General features: G+C 70.8%; 16 protein-coding genes and 1 riboswitch. Of the genes, 7 read left to right on the plus strand and 9 right to left on the minus strand.

The features are described 5' to 3' along the window. Positions 1-181: 181 nt before the first annotated feature. From ACWC24_RS26850 to ACWC24_RS26865, 4 genes are all read right to left on the minus strand, one after another. On the minus strand, positions 182-877 hold the full coding sequence (locus tag ACWC24_RS26850; RefSeq protein ID WP_450665440.1) for a GntR family transcriptional regulator: 696 nt from the start codon (positions 875-877) through the stop codon (positions 182-184). 213 nt (positions 878-1090) lie between these two features. Next, a complete protein-coding gene (locus ACWC24_RS26855) occupies positions 1091-1843 on the minus strand; it encodes a M23 family metallopeptidase (protein ID WP_450665441.1) in 753 nt (250 codons plus the stop codon). A 12-nt stretch (positions 1844-1855) separates the two neighbouring features. After that, a riboswitch (cyclic di-AMP (ydaO/yuaA leader) is annotated at positions 1856-2015 on the minus strand. 200 nt (positions 2016-2215) lie between these two features. Beyond that, a complete protein-coding gene (locus ACWC24_RS26860) occupies positions 2216-3604 on the minus strand; it encodes a M16 family metallopeptidase (RefSeq protein ID WP_450665442.1) in 1389 nt (462 codons plus the stop codon). Next, on the minus strand, positions 3601-5004 hold the full coding sequence (locus ACWC24_RS26865) for a M16 family metallopeptidase (RefSeq protein ID WP_450665443.1): 1404 nt from the start codon (positions 5002-5004) through the stop codon (positions 3601-3603). The genes ACWC24_RS26860 and ACWC24_RS26865 overlap by 4 nt, the downstream gene beginning before the upstream one ends. Positions 5005-5273: 269 nt before the next feature. On the opposite strand from ACWC24_RS26865, the gene ACWC24_RS26870 reads away from it, so the two are divergent. Beyond that, a complete protein-coding gene (locus tag ACWC24_RS26870; RefSeq protein ID WP_450665444.1) occupies positions 5274-7730 on the plus strand; it encodes a DNA gyrase/topoisomerase IV subunit A in 2457 nt (818 codons plus the stop codon). Positions 7731-7758: 28 nt separating this feature from the next. On the opposite strand, the gene ACWC24_RS26875 is transcribed toward ACWC24_RS26870, so the two are convergent. Beyond that, complete coding sequence (locus ACWC24_RS26875) at positions 7759-8832, minus strand: CobW family GTP-binding protein (protein ID WP_450665445.1); 1074 nt, start codon at positions 8830-8832, stop codon at positions 7759-7761. Positions 8833-9151: 319 nt separating this feature from the next. Between ACWC24_RS26875 and ACWC24_RS26880 the strand changes: the two genes are divergently transcribed. Both ACWC24_RS26880 and ACWC24_RS26885 read left to right on the plus strand, forming a co-directional pair. Then, on the plus strand, positions 9152-9703 hold the full coding sequence (locus tag ACWC24_RS26880; protein WP_450665446.1) for a DUF6082 family protein: 552 nt from the start codon (positions 9152-9154) through the stop codon (positions 9701-9703). A 144-nt stretch (positions 9704-9847) separates the two neighbouring features. Continuing rightward, a complete protein-coding gene (locus tag ACWC24_RS26885) occupies positions 9848-10084 on the plus strand; it encodes a hypothetical protein (RefSeq protein WP_351607391.1) in 237 nt (78 codons plus the stop codon). A gap of 174 nt (positions 10085-10258) precedes the next feature. Here ACWC24_RS26885 and ACWC24_RS26890 read toward each other — a convergent pair whose 3' ends face one another. Then, positions 10259-11425 (minus strand): citrate synthase/methylcitrate synthase, encoded by a 1167-nt coding sequence (locus ACWC24_RS26890; protein WP_450665447.1) that lies wholly within the window; start codon positions 11423-11425, stop codon positions 10259-10261. 98 nt (positions 11426-11523) lie between these two features. On the opposite strand from ACWC24_RS26890, the gene ACWC24_RS26895 reads away from it, so the two are divergent. The 3 genes from ACWC24_RS26895 to ACWC24_RS26905 all read left to right on the plus strand — a co-directional run bounded on the left by ACWC24_RS26895 (position 11524) and on the right by ACWC24_RS26905 (position 15618). Continuing rightward, positions 11524-12780 carry a citrate synthase family protein gene (locus ACWC24_RS26895; RefSeq protein WP_450665448.1) on the plus strand — a complete coding sequence of 419 codons (1257 nt, stop codon included), beginning with the start codon at positions 11524-11526 and terminating at the stop codon, positions 12778-12780. Positions 12781-12913: 133 nt separating this feature from the next. Further along, positions 12914-13855: a sucrase ferredoxin gene (locus ACWC24_RS26900; RefSeq protein ID WP_450665449.1), complete on the plus strand. Its 942-nt coding sequence runs from the start codon at positions 12914-12916 to the stop codon at positions 13853-13855. Between the two features lie 86 nt (positions 13856-13941). Beyond that, the gene (locus tag ACWC24_RS26905; protein WP_450665450.1) at positions 13942-15618 is read left to right on the plus strand and encodes an ATP-binding protein; all 1677 of its coding nucleotides are present in this window, start codon (positions 13942-13944) and stop codon (positions 15616-15618) included. Between the two features lie 97 nt (positions 15619-15715). Here the strand turns inward: ACWC24_RS26905 and ACWC24_RS26910 are convergent, their stop codons facing one another. The 3 genes from ACWC24_RS26910 to ACWC24_RS26920 form a co-directional block, all read right to left on the minus strand. Then, positions 15716-16777 carry an ABC transporter substrate-binding protein gene (locus tag ACWC24_RS26910; RefSeq protein WP_450665451.1) on the minus strand — a complete coding sequence of 354 codons (1062 nt, stop codon included), beginning with the start codon at positions 16775-16777 and terminating at the stop codon, positions 15716-15718. A gap of 80 nt (positions 16778-16857) precedes the next feature. Beyond that, positions 16858-17733 carry an ABC transporter permease gene (locus ACWC24_RS26915; protein WP_450665452.1) on the minus strand — a complete coding sequence of 292 codons (876 nt, stop codon included), beginning with the start codon at positions 17731-17733 and terminating at the stop codon, positions 16858-16860. After that, positions 17723-18538: an ABC transporter ATP-binding protein gene (locus ACWC24_RS26920; protein ID WP_450665453.1), complete on the minus strand. Its 816-nt coding sequence runs from the start codon at positions 18536-18538 to the stop codon at positions 17723-17725. Before ACWC24_RS26920 ends, ACWC24_RS26915 begins: the two co-directional genes overlap by 11 nt. Before the next feature lie 160 nt (positions 18539-18698). Between ACWC24_RS26920 and ACWC24_RS26925 the strand changes: the two genes are divergently transcribed. Further along, the gene (locus ACWC24_RS26925; RefSeq protein WP_450665454.1) at positions 18699-19391 is read left to right on the plus strand and encodes a response regulator; all 693 of its coding nucleotides are present in this window, start codon (positions 18699-18701) and stop codon (positions 19389-19391) included. The last annotated feature ends 3 nt before the right edge of the window (positions 19392-19394 follow it).

Here is a 19394-nt window from a genome sequence, read left to right on the forward strand (position 1 = left end):
GGTGAAAACGGCGGAGCCGCGTCGACCTTTCCGGTCGACGCGGCTCCGCCGTTTTCACACGTCGTTCTGGAATTCTGCGAGCACACCAAGAAAGTGCGACGAGGAATTCCCGGCACACGCGAACAAGGGCAGCGGAAATACATCTCCGCCGAATACTTCTTCTTTGTATACGGCGCTTCTGTTAATTCCGCAGACCCGTCACGTTTACGGGATGTTGCGAAGTCCTCACACGGTCGGCGCGTTCGCCCGCGCCGGAGAACCGCAGTCGGTGCGCCGGACCCGCGCGCTCGGCGTGCAGCGCCGTGACCGCCCGTGCGCGCTCGCCGTCGCCGCGCGCCACCGCGTCCACGATCGCGCCGTGCTCGGCCCAGGACTCCACGGGGTCGGCGGGCGCCTCCGTCGCGTACATCCAGGCGATCTTGTGTCGCAGCTGGGTGAGCGTGGCGGTCAGCGCCTGGCTGCCGGAAGCCTGGGCGAGCGTCTCGTGGAACCATCCGCCCAGGGAGCGCAGATCCTCGCTGTTGCCCCGCCTGGCCCGCTCCTGGCCGAGCCGGACCAGGCCGCGCAGCACCTTGAGATGGGCCTCGGTGCGCCGCTGGGCGGCCCGGGAGGCACCCAGCGGTTCCAGGAGCATGCGCATCTCCAGCAGGTCGGAGGCCTCCTGCTCGGTGGGTTCCGCCACGCACGCGCCCGCGTGCCGGCGGGTCACCACGAAGCCCTCCGCCTCCAGCGTGCGCAGGGCCTCCCGGACGGGGACGCGCGAGACGCCGTAGCGCCGGGCGAGAAGTTCCTCGGTGAGCCGGCTGCCACGCTCGTAGACACCGGCGACGATGTCGTCCCGGATCGCCGTGCACACCGAGTGCGCCGGAATACGCATGACCGACCTCCGCCTTAATGCCCGTGAAACGTCGCCGATTGACATGTGTTCAGCGACTCTATTGCAATCGGACGTAATTTCCGACGGGCGGCCGGAATCCATGGATATTTTTTGGACAGGACGGTGCCGGAAACGCCGAAAGCCCCGGCTCGGTGAGCCGGGGCTTCGGTATGTCGCGCGGTCGTCGCCGGACGTCCGCGGCGCGGACGGATGTCAGACGTTCACACCGTGGCTGCGGAGGTAGGCGACCGGGTCGATGTCCGAGCCGTACTCGGCGGTCGTACGGGCCTCGAAGTGCAGGTGCGGTCCGGTGACGTTGCCGGTCGCGCCGGAGAGGCCGATCTGCTGGCCGGTGACGACCCGCTGGCCCACCGAGACACCGATGGAGGACAGGTGGCCGTACTGGGTGTACGTGCCGTCGTCCATCTTGATGACGATCTGGTTGCCGTAGGCCCCGCCCCAGCCGGCCTCGACGATGGTGCCGTAGCCGACCGCGTGGACGGTGGTGCCGGTGGCGGCGTGGAAGTCGACGCCGGTGTGGCTGCCGGAGGACCACAGCGAGCTGCTGGCGAGGTAGCCCGTGGAGACGTAGGAGCCGGTGATCGGCGACACGAACGTGTTGAGGCGCTGGCGCTCGGCCTCGCGGGCGGCGCGTTCCTCGGCCTTGCGGGCGGCCGCGGCCCTCGCCGCGGCCTTCGCGTGGGCGATCTCCTCGGCCAGCTGCTGTGCGGCCGCCTGCTGCTGGGCGGCCGCCTGGGCGTCGACCTGCTCGGCGGCCTCGTCGCCGAGGGTGACGACCGGGGTGAGGCCCGTCTGCTCGACGGGGTTCTCGGCGGCGAGCGCGGGGGCCGCGAGGGTGCCGACGACGCCGGTGGTGGCGAGAGCCGCGATACCGGCTGCGTGAGCGCTGGTGCGCTTCATCCGGCTGGGACGACGGTGCTTGCCGGAAACGCCCGTGAACGCCATGTAGAGGCTGATCCTTTCCTTCCCTCTCGCCTACCGGGTTAGCTGACGGGTTCGGAGCAGGAAGGTCTCCTACGGACGCCTCGCGTGCGCGGACGTCCGATTCACCCCAGGGACTGCGATGGGTCCCCGGCTCCCCTGGCTCGCGCCTCGGGGGACTCGGCGATGACTGTCCGCTGCCGCGGATGCGGCGCACTGCCCGACGAACAGTTCAGATGACGGTACGGGCGCCGCCTTTCGATCATCAAACGGATCGCGTGTTTTGTTGCGCACGCCACACGGCAGACAGGATGTCTCCGCCCCAATTCGGACACTCCTTGCACGGACAGGGGCCCTGGCGGCCGACAGGTCGCCAGGGCCCCTTCGCGCGCGTGCCTACTCGGCGGACACGACGGTGACCTCACCGATGCCGAGCGCCTCGACGGGCTCCTTGATCTGTGCCGCGTCGCCCACGAGGATCGTCACCAGCCGGTCCACCGGGAAGGCGCTCACGGCAGCGGCCGTGGCCTCCACCGTGCCGGTCGCGGCGAGCTGCTGGTAGAGCGTCGCCTGGTAGTCGTCGGGCAGGTGCTGCTCGACCTGGTCGGCCAGCGTGGCCGCCACGGCCGCCGCGGTCTCGTACTTCAGCGGCGCCACCCCGACGAGGTTCTGCACGGCGACGTCGCGCTCCGCGTCGGTCAGGCCCTCCCCCGCGAGCGTGCGCAGCACGGTCCACAGGTCCGCCAGGGCGGGACCGGTGTTCGGGGTGTCCACGGAGCCGCTGATCGCGAGCATCGCGGCGCCCGTGCCGTCCGGCGCCGACCGGAGCACCTGGCCGAACGCGCGCACGCCGTAGGTGTAGCCCTTCTCCTCCCGCAGGACGCGGTCCAGCCGGGAGGTGAGGGTGCCGCCGAGGCAGTACGTGCCGAGCACCTGCGCGGGCCAGACCCGGTCGTGCCGGTCGGCCCCGGTGCGGCCGATCAGCAGCTGCGTCTGGACCGCGCCGGGGCGGTCCACGATGACGACGCGGCCGGTGTCGTCGGCGTTCACCGGCGGCACCGGGCGGGGCTCGGCCGAGGAGCCCTTCCAGGCCCCCAGGGTGTCGCCGAGCAGCTCGTCCAGGTCGATGCCCGCGAGGTCGCCGACGATCACGGCGGTGGCCGTGGCGGGGCGGACATGCCGGTCGTAGAAGGCGCGCACGGCCGCGGAGTCGATCTTCACGACCGTCTCCTCGGTGCCCCGGCGGGGGCGCGACATCCGCGAGGCCGCCGGGAACAGCTCCTTGGAGAGCTCCTTGGCCGCGCGGCTCGCGGGGTTGGCCAGCTCGTGCGGGATCTCGTCGAGCCGGTTGCGCACCAGCCGCTCGACCTCGCTGTCCGCGAAGGCCGGCGCGCGCAGGGCGTCGGCGAGCAGGCCGAGCGCCTTCGCCAGGCGCGAGACCGGCACTTCGAGACTCAGCCGTACGCCGGGGTGGTCGGCGTGCGCGTCCAGCGTGGCGCCGCAGCGCTCCAGTTCGGCGGCGAACTCCTCCGCGGAGAGCTTGTCGGTGCCCTCCGAGAAGGCCCGCGCCATGATCGTGGCCACGCCGTCGAGACCGGCCGGCTCGGCCTCCAGCGGCGCGTCGAGGAGCACCTCGACGGCGACGACCTGCTGGCCGGGGCGGTGGCAGCGCAGGAGCGTCAGGCCGTTGTCCAGGGTGCCGCGCTCCGGCGCCGGGAACGCCCAGGGCCTGGCATCTCCCGGCCGGGGCTGGGGGTGGAACTGCATCGTGGCGAGCTCGGTCACTGGGCCGCCTCCTCGGTCTCGTCGGTGGCTTCCACGGTCGCCGCGGACTCCGGGTCTTCGGTGCGCTCCGCGGCCTCGGCCTCGTCCAGCGCCTCGGGGACGGTCGGCTCGTACACGAGCACCGCGCGGTTGTCGGGGCGCAGGCGGGCCTTGGCGACCTCCTGGACCTCCTCGGCCGTCACTTCCAGCACCCGCCCGACGGCGGTGAGGGCGAGCTGCGGGTCGCCGAACAGGACGGCGTAGCGGCACAGTTCGTCGGCGCGGCCCGCGACCGTGCCCAGCCGGTCCAGCCACTCGCGCTCCAACTGGGCCTGGGCGCGCTCCATCTCCTCCTCCGTGGGACCCTCCTCGGCGAACCGGGCGAGCTCCTCGTCGATGGCGGCCTCGATGACCGGCACCTCGACGTCACCGGAGGTCTTCACGTCCAGCCAGCCCAGGGAGGGCGCCCCCGCCAGCCGCAGCAGGCCGAAGCCGGCCGCGACCGCCGTACGGTCGCGCCGTACCAGCCGGTTGTAGAGGCGGGAGGACTCCCCGCCGCCCAGGACGGTCAGCGCCAGGTCGGCGGCGTCGCACGCGCGCGTGCCGTCGTGCGGCAGCCGGTAGGCGGCCATCAGGGCGCGCGCCGGGACCTCCTCCTCGACGACCTCGCGGAGCTGACCGCCGATGACCTCGGGCAGCGAGCCGTCGCGCGGGGCGGGCTTGCCGTCGTGGGAGGCGATGGAACCGAAGTACTTCTCGACCCAGGCGAGCGTCTGCGCCGGGTCGATGTCGCCGACCACGGAGAGCACGGCGTTGTTCGGCGCGTAGTACGTCCGGAAGAACGCCCGCGCGTCCTCCAGGGTGGCCGCGTCCAGGTCGGCCATCGAGCCGATGGGCGTGTGGTGGTAGGGGTGGCCCTCCGGGTACGCGAGGGCGGTCAGCTTCTCGAACGCGGTGCCGTAGGGCACGTTGTCGTAGCGCTGGCGGCGCTCGTTCTTGACGACGTCCCGCTGGTTCTCCATGGACTCGTCGTCGAGGGCGGCGAGCAGGGAGCCCATGCGGTCGGCCTCCAGCCAGAGGGCGAGCTCCAGCTGGTGGGTGGGCATGGTCTCGAAGTAGTTGGTGCGCTCGAAGCTGGTGGTGCCGTTCAGCGAGCCGCCCGCGCCCTGCACCAGCTCGAAGTGGCCGTTGCCCTTGACCTGTCCGGACCCCTGGAACATCAGGTGCTCGAAGAGGTGAGCCAGGCCCGTACGGCCCTTGACTTCGTGGCGGGAGCCGACGTCGTACCAGAGGCACACCGCCGCGACCGGGGTCAGATGGTCCTCGGAGAGCACCACGCGAAGGCCGTTGGCCAAGCGGTGCTCGGTCGCTGTCAGGCCCCCGGAGCCTGCCTCGGCTGTGGCCGTGTGACCCATGGGCATGTACGTCCCTTCGATCGCGGACGCGGTCGTCCGACCGCGCGTTTCGTGCCTGTCCTGCCACTGTATGCAAGCGGGCGGACCATGGGCGAAGTTCCCGCCGGACGTACGCCGAGAGCGAGATCGCGTAGCCTGCGGGCAGTCGTGGAGGCAGGCGCCGCTCCACACCGGGCCGGGCGGACGACGCCGGGGCCCCGCCCGCACTGTCAGTAGCGCGGTCCACAATGGTCCGCGTCAGAACCCGTTCACGCGTCAGCAAGGAGCCGGCAGCGATGGCCCGCCGCAGCACGAAGACCCCGCCGCCCGACGACTCGTACGAGGAGCGGATCCTCGACATCGACGTCGTCGACGAGATGCAGGGCTCCTTCCTCGAGTACGCGTACTCGGTCATCTACTCCCGCGCGCTGCCTGACGCCCGCGACGGCCTCAAGCCGGTGCACCGCCGCATCGTGTACCAGATGAACGAGATGGGTCTGCGTCCCGAGCGCGGCTATGTGAAGTGCGCCCGTGTCGTCGGCGAGGTGATGGGCAAGCTGCACCCGCACGGCGACGCGTCGATCTACGACGCCCTGGTGCGCATGGCCCAGCCGTTCTCCATGCGCGTGCCGCTCGTGGACGGGCACGGCAACTTCGGTTCGCTGGGCAACGACGACCCGCCGGCCGCCATGCGGTACACCGAGTGCAGGGCCGCCGACGCCGCGAGCCTGATGACGGAGTCGATCGACGAGGACACCGTCGACTTCGCCCCCAACTACGACGGTCAGGAGCAGGAGCCGGCCACGCTGCCTGCGGCCTTCCCGAACCTCCTGGTGAACGGCTCGTCGGGCATCGCGGTCGGCATGGCCACGAACATGCCGCCGCACAACCTCGGCGAGGTCATCGCGGCCGCCCGCCACCTCATCCGCTATCCGGCCGCGGACCTGGACGCCCTGATGCGGTTCGTCCCGGGCCCGGACCTGCCCACCGGCGGCCGGATCGTCGGCCTCGGCGGCATCAGGGACGCGTACGAGAACGGCCGCGGCACCTTCAAGATCCGCGCCACGGTCGCGGTGGAGACCGTCACGGCCCGCCGCAAGGGCCTGATCGTCACCGAGCTGCCCTTCACGGTCGGCCCGGAGAAGGTGATCGCCAAGATCAAGGACCTGGTCGGCTCGAAGAAGATCCAGGGCATCGCCGACGTCAAGGACCTCACCGACCGCGCGCACGGCCTGCGCCTGGTCATCGAGATCAAGAACGGCTTCGTGCCGGAGGCGGTCCTGGAGCAGCTCTACAAGCTGACGCCGATGGAGGAGTCCTTCGGCATCAACAACGTCGCGCTGGTCGACGGCCAGCCGCTCACGCTGGGTCTGAAGGAGCTCCTCGAGGTCTACCTCGACCACCGGTTCGAGGTCGTCCGGCGCCGCTCGGAGTTCCGGCGCACCAAGCGGCGCGACCGGCTGCACCTGGTGGAGGGCCTGCTGACGGCGCTCGTCGACATCGACGAGGTCATCCGGCTGATCCGCTCCAGCGACAACTCCGCGCAGGCGAAGGAACGCCTGATGGAGCGCTTCGGGCTGTCGGAGATCCAGACGCAGTACATCCTGGACACCCCGCTGCGCCGGCTGACCCGCTTCGACCGGATCGAGCTGGAGTCGGAGCAGGAGCGGCTCAACACGGAGATCGCGGAGCTGACCCGGATCCTGGAGTCGGACGCGGAGCTGCGCAAGCTGGTCTCGGCCGAGCTGGCCGCGGTGGCGAAGAAGTTCGGCACCGAGCGGCGTACGGTGCTGCTGGAGTCCGCCGGCACCACGGCCGCCGCCGTGCCGCTCCAGGTCGCGGACGACCCGTGCCGGGTGCTGCTGTCGTCGACCGGCCTGCTGGCCCGTACGGCGAACGCGGAGCCCTTCCCGGCGGACCCCGACGCCCACCGCACCAAGCACGACGTGATCGTCTCGGCGGTGCCCGCCACCGCGCGCGGCGAGATCGGTGCCGTCACCTCGGCGGGCCGCCTGCTGCGGATCAACGTCGTCGACCTGCCGCAGCTCCCGGACACCGCGTCCGCGCCGAACCTGTCGGGCGGCGCCCCGCTCGGCGAGTTCGTCTCCCTCGACGACGACGAGACGCTGATCTGTCTGACCACGCTGGACGAGTCGTCCCCCGGTCTGGCCATCGGCACCGAACAGGGCGTGGTCAAGCGGGTGGTCCCGGACTACCCCACCAACAAGGACGAGCTGGAGGTCATCGCCCTCAAGGAGGGTGACCGGATCGTCGGCGCGATGGAACTGCGCACCGGCGAGGAGGACCTGGTCTTCATCACGGACGACGCGCAGCTGCTGCGCTACCAGGCGTCGCAGGTGCGCCCGCAGGGCCGTCCGGCGGGCGGCATGGCGGGCATCAAGCTCACCGAGGGCGCGAAGGTGATCTCGTTCACCGTGGTGGACCCGGCCGTGGACGCGGTCGTCTTCACCGTCGCCGGTTCGCGCGGCACCCTGGACGACTCCGTGCAGACGACCGGCAAGATGACCCCGTTCGACCAGTACCCGCGCAAGGGCCGTGCCACCGGCGGTGTCCGCTGCCAGCGGTTCCTGAAGGGCGAGGACTGCTTGTCCGTGGCCTGGGCGGGTCCCGTCCCGGCGCGGGCGGCGCAGAAGAACGGCACCCCGGCCGAGCTCCCGGATATCGACCCGCGTCGCGACGGCTCGGGCGTGTCGCTGTCGAAGACGGTGGGCGTGGTGGCGGGTCCGTTCTAGGACTCGGCCTCGTCGTGGCGGGTCCGTTCTAGGACTCGGCCTCGTCGTGGTCGTCGTCGCCCTGGACGTACCGCAGGACGCCCCACATGCCGTGCTCGTCGGCGTGCGGGGCGTCGCTCGTGCACGCCTCCAACTCCTTGCGCAGGGCGGGCGCGTCGATGCCGGAGCCGATGAGCACGAGCTGGGTGAGCCGTGCCTCGTCCGGCCCCCAGGGCTCCGGGTAGAAACGCAGGAACCGCCCGACGGCGTGCACGGCGTACCGGTTCCCGGTGTCGTACGGCCCGAAGTCGACGTACCCCTTGATCCGGTAGAGCCCCCGGGGCCTGCTGTCGAGGAAGGTCATGAGCCTGCGGGGATCGAGGGGCAGCTCGCGGGTGAAGGACAGGCTGTCGTACGCGGTGTGCAGATGTCCCGCGTGCGCACCTTCGGCGTCATGGTCGTGCAGGTCGTCGAAGGAGAGCTGCCCGATGCGCTCCTCACCGGGCCGGCAGTCGAACAGATACTCGGGATCGATACGGCCGTAGGTGGCCGGTACGACGGCGGCGGCCCGGTCGGTGAGCGAACGGACGAGTTCCAGGACGCGCTCGCCGTCCCGCTCAACCCGGTCGAGTTTGTTCACGACGACGAGATCGGCGAGAGCGAGGTGCCGGTCGATCTCGGGGTGCCTCGCGCGCGTGTCGTCGAGCTCGGCGGCGTCCACGACCTCGACGAGTCCGCCGTAGACGATCCCGGGATGCTCACTGGCGAGCAGCATCCGGACGAGCTCCTGGGGCTCGGCGAGCCCGCTGGCCTCGATGACGACGACGTCGATGCCGGCGGCCGGCTGCGCCAGCCGGTCGAGGAAGACGTCCAGCTCGCTGCTGTCGACGGCACAGCACAGACAACCGTTGCCGAGGGAGACGGTGGAGTCCCCGAGCGCCCCGGCCACCGCCATCGCGTCGATCTCGATGGCCCCGAAGTCGTTGACGATCGCCCCGATCCGGCTGCCGCCGCCGCGGTGGAGCAGATGGTTGAGCAGGGTCGTCTTGCCCGAGCCGAGGAATCCGGCGAGTACGATCACCGGAATCTGCTGCGACCCCCGGGCCGGGCTCGGCTGGCTCAACGTACGACCTCTCTCACACCGTCGCGTACACCGGCTCACGACCGGCGCATCTACGTGGAACGTAGTGCCGCCCCAGGATACGAGCCGGAAGAATCCCCGCTGAGTGAACGATTGTTAGCAGCGTCGGCGGGGCAGACGTTGGGCATGGCGTCGAAGTGTGCGACCCTCGCTTCCTTCCGTGCGCCTCCTCTCCGCCTCCCCGCCGGTCAGAGCCGCTCGGCACCCTGGAGGCGGCACGCGCCGCCCATCGCTCGCCGGTCCCCACCAGTCGACCCACACTCCGACGACCGGCGGGCGGTCGCTTGAATCGGGGATCTACATGGCCATACGGAAGCACTCTGCGGGGAGGCTGGGCGCCGCCGCAGCCGGTCTGACGCTCGCCACCGCCGCCTTGACGCTGGCCGCGCGGCAGAGGCGGGTCGAGGAGGAGCATCTGCTGCAAAGGCGGCTGGAACTGGAGGAGTTGGCGGTCCGCCGCAAGGCTCTGGCACATCAGCAGCGTATGCACTGGGAATTGCTGGCCAGGGCGATCGACGACCCCTCGCTCGCCGCGGTGATCGACACCTACGACAAGAGCATCCCGGCCGAGAAGCGCCGTCAGTTCCTCTACGCCAACGCGTGGTACACCTACCTCTTCCACCTCTACCGCGCGGAAGTACTGGACCGGGAGGAGCTGTACACCTATCTGCGGGAGTTCTTCCAGAGCCCGCTCTTCCGCGAGTACTGGGAGGCCTCGCGAAGTCAGCGCGCGACCTTGAAGGAGTCGTCCGACGAGGCCCGCATCGGACAAATGGCCGACAGCCTCGTCAGAGACCTCGACGAAGCGGACACCGACGAGTGGTGGGTGGTGGGTAACCCTCCGTCCGAATGACCCGTTCCCGTGAGCCAGACAGGTCAACACACCGGCACCAGCAACACGACTGAGTGACTTTCACCCATGCCGCCACGAAGGTCACTTCCACAGGGCTACGGTTCTGCCACCACTATGTCCAGAATCCGTAAGGACCGGTATCCCTTGAAGATCGTGCGCCGCATCGGTGTGCCCCCGAGCGCCCGAGGCAGTAACTCAGGAGCCAACTGCCCCGACGTGTTCGAGCTCAGTGACGGCAACTTCGCCGTCATCGGCACCGAGGCCACCGAGGCGCTGGACGGCGAGCTTCCCCTCGACGCTTCCCGCGCAGACTACGAACGCATCGTCATCGTGAGCCGGGAGACCCTGATCCGCGCCAAGGCGGACATTCCCGACGCCTGACGCTCTCCCACGAGCACGCGTCCGCGTCCGCGTCGACCCGTCCCGTCACCCCCGGCTGCCCGCAACCGTCGAGCGAGCCGGGACCGATCCGGCGAGCAGCCCGGCACCCCGTCAGCGCTCGTTCAGTCACCGATGAGGCCTGGCGTCAGAACGGCACCAGGCCACACGCGCCCCTCAGGCCGCGTCCGGTACCTTCACCGGCGCTCCCGGCCCCACATACCGCGCCACCGGACGGATGATCTTCGAGTCCTCCGCCTGCTCCAGGATGTTCGCGCTCCAGCCCACCACACGCCCCGCCGCGAAGGTGGGCGTGAACATCGACCGCGGCAGGCCGCAGAGCTCCATGACCACACCCGCGTAGAACTCGACGTTGGTGTGCAGTTCGCGCCCCGGTTTGAGTTCGGCGAGGATCGCCTCCACCCGGCGCTCGACCTCGACGGCGAAATCCACCCGCGGGCCACCGAACCCCTGCGCGATCTCCCGCAGCATCCTGGAACGCGGATCCTCCGTGCGGTAGACGGCGTGACCGAAGCCCATGATGCGCTCGCCCGCGAGAACCCGCTCACGGATCCAGGGGTCGATCCGATCGGGCGTGCCGATCGCGTCCAGGGTGTCCAGGGCACGACTGGGGGCACCGCCGTGCAGCGGTCCCGACAGCGCGCCCACGGCGCCGACCAGACAGGCCGCCACGTCCGCCCCCGTCGACGCGATGACACGCGCGGTGAAGGTTGACGCATTGAAGCCATGATCAATGGTTGAGATCAGATATTGCTCGACCGCTCGCGCCTTGCGCGGGTCGGGCTCGACCCCGGTCAGCATGTACAGGTAGTTCGCCGCGTACGACAGGTCCGCGCGGGGTTCCACCGGGGCGAGCCCCGACCGCAGCCGGTGCAGCGCGGTGAGCAGTGTCGGTACGGCCGCGGCGGCCACGACGGTGTCCTCTCGGCGCCGGGCGGCGTCGATGTCGTACACGGGGCGAAAACCCTGGGCCGCGCCGAGCAGGGACAGCGCCGTACGCATGCCGGCGAGGGGACCGGAGTCACCGCCGGCCGCGGCGATGGCCGGCAGCGCCGCGCGCACGCCGTCGGGCAGCCGACGCAGTTCCGCGGTCCTGGCGGCGAAGGCGGCGCTCCGTCCGGCGTCCGGCAGCTCGCCGTGGACCAGGAGGTGCCAGACGTCCTCGAAGCCGCGGGTCCGTGCGAGTTCGACGGCCGAGTACTGGCGGTAGTGGTAGAAGCCCTCGACCCCCCTGACGTCACCGACCTCGGTGTCGGTGACGACAACGCCCGCGAGTCCCCGCGGCACGTCGATATGAGTGGCCGCGGCTCTATTGACGGACATGATTGCCTCCCTGAAGTTGATTGAACTGTCCAGGGTTGACTATTTCTCTGTCAATATTGATTGCATCAATATGACCAGGTGCCGCTACGGTGACCTTCATGCGCGATCAAGAGCCCGACCCAGGTCACCCGGGGCGGCGGCTGAGCACCAAGGAGGCCGCCGAGCTGCTCGGCGTGAAGCCCGAGACCGTGTACGCGTACGTGAGCCGCGGCCAGCTCGGCAGCCGACGCCGACCGGGCGCCCGCGGCAGCACCTTCGACGCCAAGGAGGTCGAGGCGCTCGCCCGGCGCAATCGGCGGGAGAGCGGCGGGACTTCCGGCAGCGGCTCCGAGCTGTCCGTACGCACCCGCATCACGCTCATCGACAAGGACCGGTACTACTTCCGCGGCGTCGACGCCACCGAGCTGGCCGCACGGCACTCCTACGAGGAGATCGCCGAGTGGCTGTGGACGGGACGGCTGCGCCCCGGCGTCGCGTTCACCGCCCCCGAGGCGTCCGTCTCCGTCGCCCGCCACGCGGTTGCCGCGCTGCCCGAACACACCGGGCCCACCGACCGGTTGCGGGTCGCCGCGATCGCCGCCGCGACCGCCGACCCGCTGCGCTTCGACCTGACCGAGGACGCCGTGCTCGGCACCGCACGCATCCTCGTCCCCACCCTCGTCGCGGCGCTGCCACCGGTGCTGCCCATCCACCGCGACACGGGCCCGCTGGCCCACCGGCTCTGGCCGCGGCTGACCGGCCGGGAGGCCGACGAGGCGTCGCTGCGCGCCCTGGACACGGCGCTCGGCCTGCTCGTCGACCACGACCTGGCCGCGTCCACTCTCGCGGTGCGCGTCGCGGCGTCGGCCCGGGCCCATCCCTACGCGGCCGTCTCCGCCGGCCTCGGCGTCCTCGAAGGCCCCCTGCACGGCGCCGCCAGCGGACTCGCCCACCGTCTGCTGCTGGAGGTGCTCGACCAGGGGGACGCGGTGCCCGTGATCGCGGAGGAGCTGCGGGCCGGCCGCCGTGTCCCCGGCCTCGGTCACCGGCTCTACCCCGGGGAGGACCCACGCGCGCGTGCCCTGTTCACCCTTCTGGAGGACATCCCCCGGGCCGCGCCCGCCCTCGCGGCCGCCCACGACATCGTGACCACCACCGCCCGCCACACCCCGCTGCACGCCAACGTGGACCTCGCCCTGGCCGTGCTGACCGTGTGCTGCGGGATGCCGGCCTCGGCGGGCGAGACGATCTTCGCCGTCGCCCGCACCGCAGGCTGGATCGCCCACGCCCTGGAGGAGTACGGGGAGCGACCGCTGCGCATGCGGCCGAGCGGCCACTACGTGGGGCCGCGGCCGCCGCAGCCCCTCCCGGAGTAGCGACGAAGTCCCGGTCCGGACGCCGTCACGGCCGGACCGGGACCTGGTCACGGGGGCGGACGGCGGCCCGGGCGAAGTCGTCGCGGACCCGGCCGGAAGCCACCACCTGTCAAGTCAGGTTAGGCTCACCTCTGTGAGTACGTGTGCGACCGTCTCGGGAGACCTCGACGAGCCCGTTTCCGGAACCGCGGCCACGGCACGGACGTGGCTCCTGCTGGAACAGCCGGGTCCATGGGGTGTCAAGGCGCTCACTTCGAGCCACCTGGATCCGGCACTGGGCCGCGCCCTGGAGGCGGCGGCCGACGGCACGGGCGTACGCATCGCGCTCATCCGCCGCCCCGGCCCGCACGCCGACTTCGGCACGCCGCTCGTCCGGAAGGTCTACGCGGCCCACACCACGCCCGGGAACGCGTGGCTGCACAGCGCCACGACGGCCGCCCCGGAACGCCTGCTCGACCTGGACTTCGCCGCGCTCGGCCAGGGCGACCACCGGACCTTCGCGGCCGCGCTGGGCGGCCGGCCCCACACCGGGGACCCCCTCGCGCTCGTCTGCACCAACGGCAAGCGCGACCGCTGCTGCGCCCTGCTCGGCCGCCCGCTCGCGGCGGAGCTCGCCGCGAGCGGAGTGGAGGGCATCTGGGAGGTCACCCATCTGGGTGGTCATCGCTTTTCCCCGACGGTGCTCGTCCTGCCCCACGGATACGCGTACGGACGGGCCGACGCCCGGACCGTCGTGGAGGTCCTCCAGGGCGTCCGGGAGGGGCGGATCGTGACCCGGGGGTGCCGCGGGAGCTCCGCCTGGGAGCGGCCCGGCCAGGCGGCCGAGCTGGCCGTACGCGCCTCGGTGGACGAGGACGCGGCCGGCGTGCTGAGCGTCGTACGGACGGACGGTGCGGCGCCGCGCTGGGAAGTGACCGTCGCCCATGCCGACGGCCGTCACTGGCGGGTCGTCGTGGCCCGGGGCGCCTGTCTGCCGCCCCGCCCCGAGAGCTGCGGAGCCTCGCTCCTCGGCACACCGGCCCGGATGGACGTCCTGGCGGTGCGTGAGCTGACCGCGGTCGCGCTGGCGGGCTGACCGCCCCTCCCCGGACGTCGGCAGGGGAGGGCATCCACGCCCCTCCCCTGCCGTACGACCCACGAACCCACGTACGGTCTGGGGTCATGAGCCCCATTTCACCCGTACGCCGCCTGCGCCTGAGACTGCCCCGGCGGGCGTTCTCGCAGGTCCTGCTGATGCAGGTGGCGATCGCCGCCGGGGTCGCGGTCCTGGCGACCGGTCTGTTCCTGGCGCCGCTCGGTCACCAGCTCGACGCCGAGGCGATGCGACGCGCGCTCGCGATCGCGCAGAGCACCGCCGCCCAGCCGCAGATCGCCGAGGACCTGGAGAGCACGCCTGCCACGGTCGACGGGCCGGTGCAGCGGGAGGCGGAGCGGATCAGAAGGGCCAGCGGGGCCGAGTACGTCGTGGTGATGAACATGGCCGGCACGCGCTGGTCGCACCGGGACCCCGCGCAGGTGGGCCGCCCGGTCTCGACCGACCCCCGCCGGGCCCTGGGCGGGCAGGAGGTGATGGAGATCGACAGCGGCACCCTGGGACGCTCCGCGCGCGGCAAGGTGCCCCTGCGCGACAGCCACGGCGAGATCATCGGGGCGGTGTCGGTCGGCATCGAGTACAGCAACGTCCGGACCCGGCTGCTCCACGCGATCCCGGGCCTGCTGGCCTACGCGGGCAGTGCGCTCGCCGTCGGCGCGCTGGCCGCCTGGCTGATCTCCCGGCGCGTCCAGCGGCAGACCCGTGACCTGGCCTTCTCGGACATCTCCGCGCTGCTGGTGGAACGCGAGGCGATGCTGCACGGCATTCGGGAGGGTGTCGTCGCCCTGGACCGCGCCGGCCGCATACGCCTCCTCAACGACGAGGCGCAGCGTCTGCTGGACATCGGGGAGGAGGTCGTCGGCGAGTCTCCCGACGAGGCGCTCGGCGAGGGACGTACGGCGGACGTACTGGCCGGCCGGGTGACCGGCACCGATCTGCTCACCGTCCGTGGTCAGCGCGTCCTGGTCGCCAACCGTATGCCGACCGACGACGGGGGCGCCGTGGCCACCCTGCGCGACCGCACCGAGCTGGAACAACTCGGCCGGGAGCTGGACTCCACGCGCGGCCTCATCGACGCGCTGCGCGCCCAGGACCACGAGCACGCCAACCGGTTGCACACCCTGCTCGGACTGCTGGAGCTGGAGATGTTCGACGACGCGGTCGAGTTCATCGGAGAGGTGGTCGGCGACCACCGCGTGACGGCGGAACAGGTCACCGAGAAGATCCAGGACCCGCTGCTGGCGGCCCTGCTGGTCGGCAAGGCGACCGTGGCGGCCGAGCGCGCTGTGGCCCTGTGGGTCTCGGACCGCACCTGGCTGCCGGACCGGCTCGTCGATCCCAGGGGTCTGGTCACGGTCGTCGGCAACCTGGTGGACAACGCGCTGGACGCGGTCGGGGGCACACCGCACGCGCGCGTGGAGGTCGAACTGTGTGCCGAGGGCCGTACCGTCGTCCTGCGGGTGCGGGACACCGGCCCCGGGATCCCGGCGGAGCAACGGGAGCTGGCCTTCGCCGAGGGCTGGTCCACGAAGGAGCCTCCCCCGCACGGCAAGCGCGGGATCGGCCTCCCCCTGGTGCGCAGGCTCGCCGAGCGGCAGGGTGGCACGGCGACGGTGGGCGACGCGGACGGCGGGGGCGCGGAGTTCACGGTGGTCCTGCCGGAGGCGCTGGCCGAGGCGGAGCTGGATCCCGCCCGCCGTGCGGCCACGCCGGGCGCGGCGTGGCCGGCGGCAAACACGCCGTGAGCCGCCCGGAACCACCTTGAGGTGGGGGCGGCTCACGCCTGCGGCACTACGGGACCATGGGGGCGGGCCGGGATCGCGCCGCCCCCCTTGGGGTGAATCAGCCGGTCGCCTTCTTGACGAACTCCGTGGTGTACGTCTTGTCCAGGTCGACGTCGGCGTTCTGGATGGTGGGGTTGAACGCCTTGAGCACCTTCTCGACGGTCTCGGGCCCGCCCTCGGGCATCACCCCGTCGACGGTGAACATCGGCAGCGTGCTCTTGATGGCGTCCGCGTAGAGCGTCTTGTTGCCCTGGGAGTAGTCGGCGGGCATCTTGTCGGCGATCTCGGTGGCGCTGTGGGTGGACATCCACTTGAGCGTCTTGACGAACGCATTGGCCAACTTCTGGACGGTGGCCTTGTGCCCGTTCACCCAGTCCGTCTGCATGTACAGACTGGACGACGGGTACGGGCCGCCCAGCGCCTCCTGCGAACCCTCGGGCGTCCGCATGTCGAGGAGGACCCGGCCCGCCTTCTTGTCGAGGATCGTGGCGACGGTCGGGTCGGTCGTCATACCGCCGTCGATGGCGCCCTGCTGGAGGGCCGAGATGAACGTGGGCCCCGCGCCCACCGCGACCGGTGTGAACTCGCTGACCTTCACCCCGTTCTTGACCGCGAGGTACTTGGTGAGGAAGTCGGTCGACGATCCGAGGCCGGTGACGCCGAGCTTCTTGCCCTTGAAGTCCTTGGGCGAGGTGATGTCGCCGGCGGCCTTGGTGGAGACGACCTCCACCTCTCCGGGCGCATGGGAGAACTGCACGACCGACTCCACGGCCTTGCCCTTCACCTGGAGGTCGAGCGTGTGGTCGTAGAAACCGACCGCCCCCTGGACCTGGCCGGAGACGAGGGCCGTCTCGGCCTGGACGCCCGCGGGCTCGCTGAGCAGCTCCACGTCGAGGCCCTCGGCGTCGAAGAAGCCGAGCCGCTGGGTGAGCATCGCCGGCATGTAGATGACCTTGTCCAGGCCACCGACCATGATCTTGACCTTCTCGCCCTTTCCGCCGCCCTTGGCGCCGGAGCCGGAGGACGCGGTACCGGCGGCGTCGTTGGCACAGGCGGTGAGGGAGGACAGGGCGAGCAGTCCGGCGGCTGCCAGGGTGGTGTATCTGGCGGTCTTGCGCATGGCGGTTCACGTCCTTGTGAGATGGCGGTGCGAGACAGACGGGAGGGAGAAGTGCGGGAAGGAGAGGTTCCGCAGAGGGCTCAGTCGCCGGAGCCCGACGGCTTCCACCGGAAGATGCGGCTCTCTGCGAAGGTCAGCAGTCCCTCGGCGACGAGCGCGACGACGGCGAGGATGACCATCGCGGCGTACACACCGGCCGCGTTGAAGGTGCCCTGGGACTGTGCGACGAGCAGGCCGATGCCCTTGGTCGCGCCGATGTACTCGCCGACGATGGCGCCGATGAGGGCGAAGCCGAAGCTGACGTGGAGGCTGGTGAAGATCCATGAAGTGGCGGACGGGATGACCACCTGAAGGGTCACCCTGCGATCGCTGGCGCCGAGGATCCTGGCGTTGGCCACCAGGTTGCGGTCGACTTCACGGGCGCCCTGGAAGGCGTTGAAGAACACCGGGAAGAACACCAGGACGACGGCGGACGCGACCTTGGACGCGGGACCGAGTCCGAACCAGATCACGAAGATCGGAGCAAGGACGATCCTGGGTATGGAGTTGAGCACCTTGATGTATGGACCAAGGACATCGGCGAGGAAGGTGACCCGACCCAGAGCGATACCGCACACGACACCGCCGGCCACGCCGATGACCCAGCCGAGCAGCGCCTCGTAGATCGTGTACCAGATCTGCTCGCCCAGGGAGCCCAGCGCGGTCCCGTGGGTCACCCAGGTGTAGATCTGGTCCCAGATCTTCGAGGGCATCGAGAAGTTGAACGGATCGATCGCATTGGCCCGGGAGAGCACCTCCCACAGGCCGAGGACGGCGACCAGCAGCAGCACACGGGACGCCATGACGACGATGCGGCGTCTGCGCGCGGCACGGGCCCGCGAGTGCGCGCGACCTCGCTGGTCCGTCTCTTTTCCGGCCGGGGCGACCACGGCCTCGGACATGACCTCAGGCGACATTCGCGGCGCCCCTCTCGCGAGTGATGCGGACCTCTTCGCCGAGCGACTCCCAGATCTCGCGGTAGATCTCGATGAACCGCGGCTCCAGCCGCACCGCCTCGACCTTGCGCGGCCGCGGCAGGTCGATGTCGAAGATCTGCTTGACGGTGGCGGGCCCGGCCGTCATGACGACGACCTTGTCGGCCAGGGCGATGGACTCCTCCAGGTCGTGGGTGACGAAGACGACAGAGGCGCCCGTGCCCTCCCACAGCTCCAGCAGCTCGTCCGACATCAGGGCCCTGGTCTGCACGTCGAGCGCCGAGAACGGCTCGTCCATCAGCAGGATCTCGGGATCGTTGACGAAGGTCGCGGCAAGAGCGACACGCTTGCGCTGACCACCGGAGAGCTGGTGCGGATAGCGGTCCTCGAAGGCGGCGAGGCCCACCCGGGCCAGCCATTCACGAGCCTTCTCCCGGGCCTCCGCCTTGGGCACACCGCGAAAGAGCGGGCCGGCCATCACGTTGGACAGGACCGTGCGCCAGGGGAAGGTGGCGTCCTGCTGGAAGACGAAACCGACCTTGCCGCCTACGCCGCGCACTGGCTCCCCCGAGACCAGCACCTCACCCTCGGTGGGCTCTTCCAGGCCGCTGACCAGCGTCAACGTGGTGGACTTGCCGCAGCCCGTGGGGCCGACGACCGCCACGAACTCACCGCGCCCGACCGTCAGGTCGAGATCTCTGACAGCGGTGTGCAGACCCCCCGACGGGGTCTTGAAGATCTTGCTCGCGCCCCGTAGTTCGATGGCGGGGCTGGTGTCTGGGCTCATGGCCGAGGACCGTAGATCCGGCCGGTACCTCGGCAGCAGTCTTCTGCGCGCTGGCCGATGTTTTGCTCGCAGGAACCTGTTGTGCTCTTTTTGATCGCGCTACAAAAGCGGAGCCGAAACATGGGCGTAACGCCCGCTGGCCTTGAGGAAGAGAGGGCCAATGATTGACGTCATGGTCGTGGACGACGACTTCCGTGTCGCCGAGATCAACGCCAGATACGTGGAAAAGGTTCCCGGATTCCGGGTGGCCGCCCGCGCGCACAGCGCTGCCCAGGCGCTGGCCACCGTCGAACAGAGCCCTATCGACCTGGTGCTGCTCGACCACTACCTCCCTGACCGGACGGGCCTGCAGCTCGTCCACCGCATGAGGGAACAGGGGCACGGCACCGACGTCATCATGATCACGGCGGCCGGCGATATAGCGACCGTGCAGGCCGCCATGCGCCTGGGCGCCCTGCACTACCTGGTGAAACCGTTCACCTTCGCCGCGCTGCGCACCCGCCTCGACTCCTACGCGGCCCTGCGCCGCACCGTCGACCGGGTCGGCGGCCGCGGCATCGCGGGTCAGGAGCAGGTCGACCGGATCTTCAGCGCGCTGCGCACCGCGCCGGGGACGACGGCGCCGGGGCTGCCGAGCGGGCACTCGGAGCCGACCACCGACCTGATCTGCACCGTGCTCCACCGCGCGGACCAACCGCTGTCCGCCCACGAGGTCGCCGCCGAGACCGGCCTGAGCCGCTCCACCGCCCAGCGCTACCTCCGCCGTCTGGAACAGGCCGGACGGCTGCGCCTCACCCTCAGATACGGCGACACCGGCCGCCCGGAGCACCGATACGCCTGGGTGGCACCGTAAGAG

Source organism: Streptomyces sp. NPDC001443 (assembly GCF_053597355.1).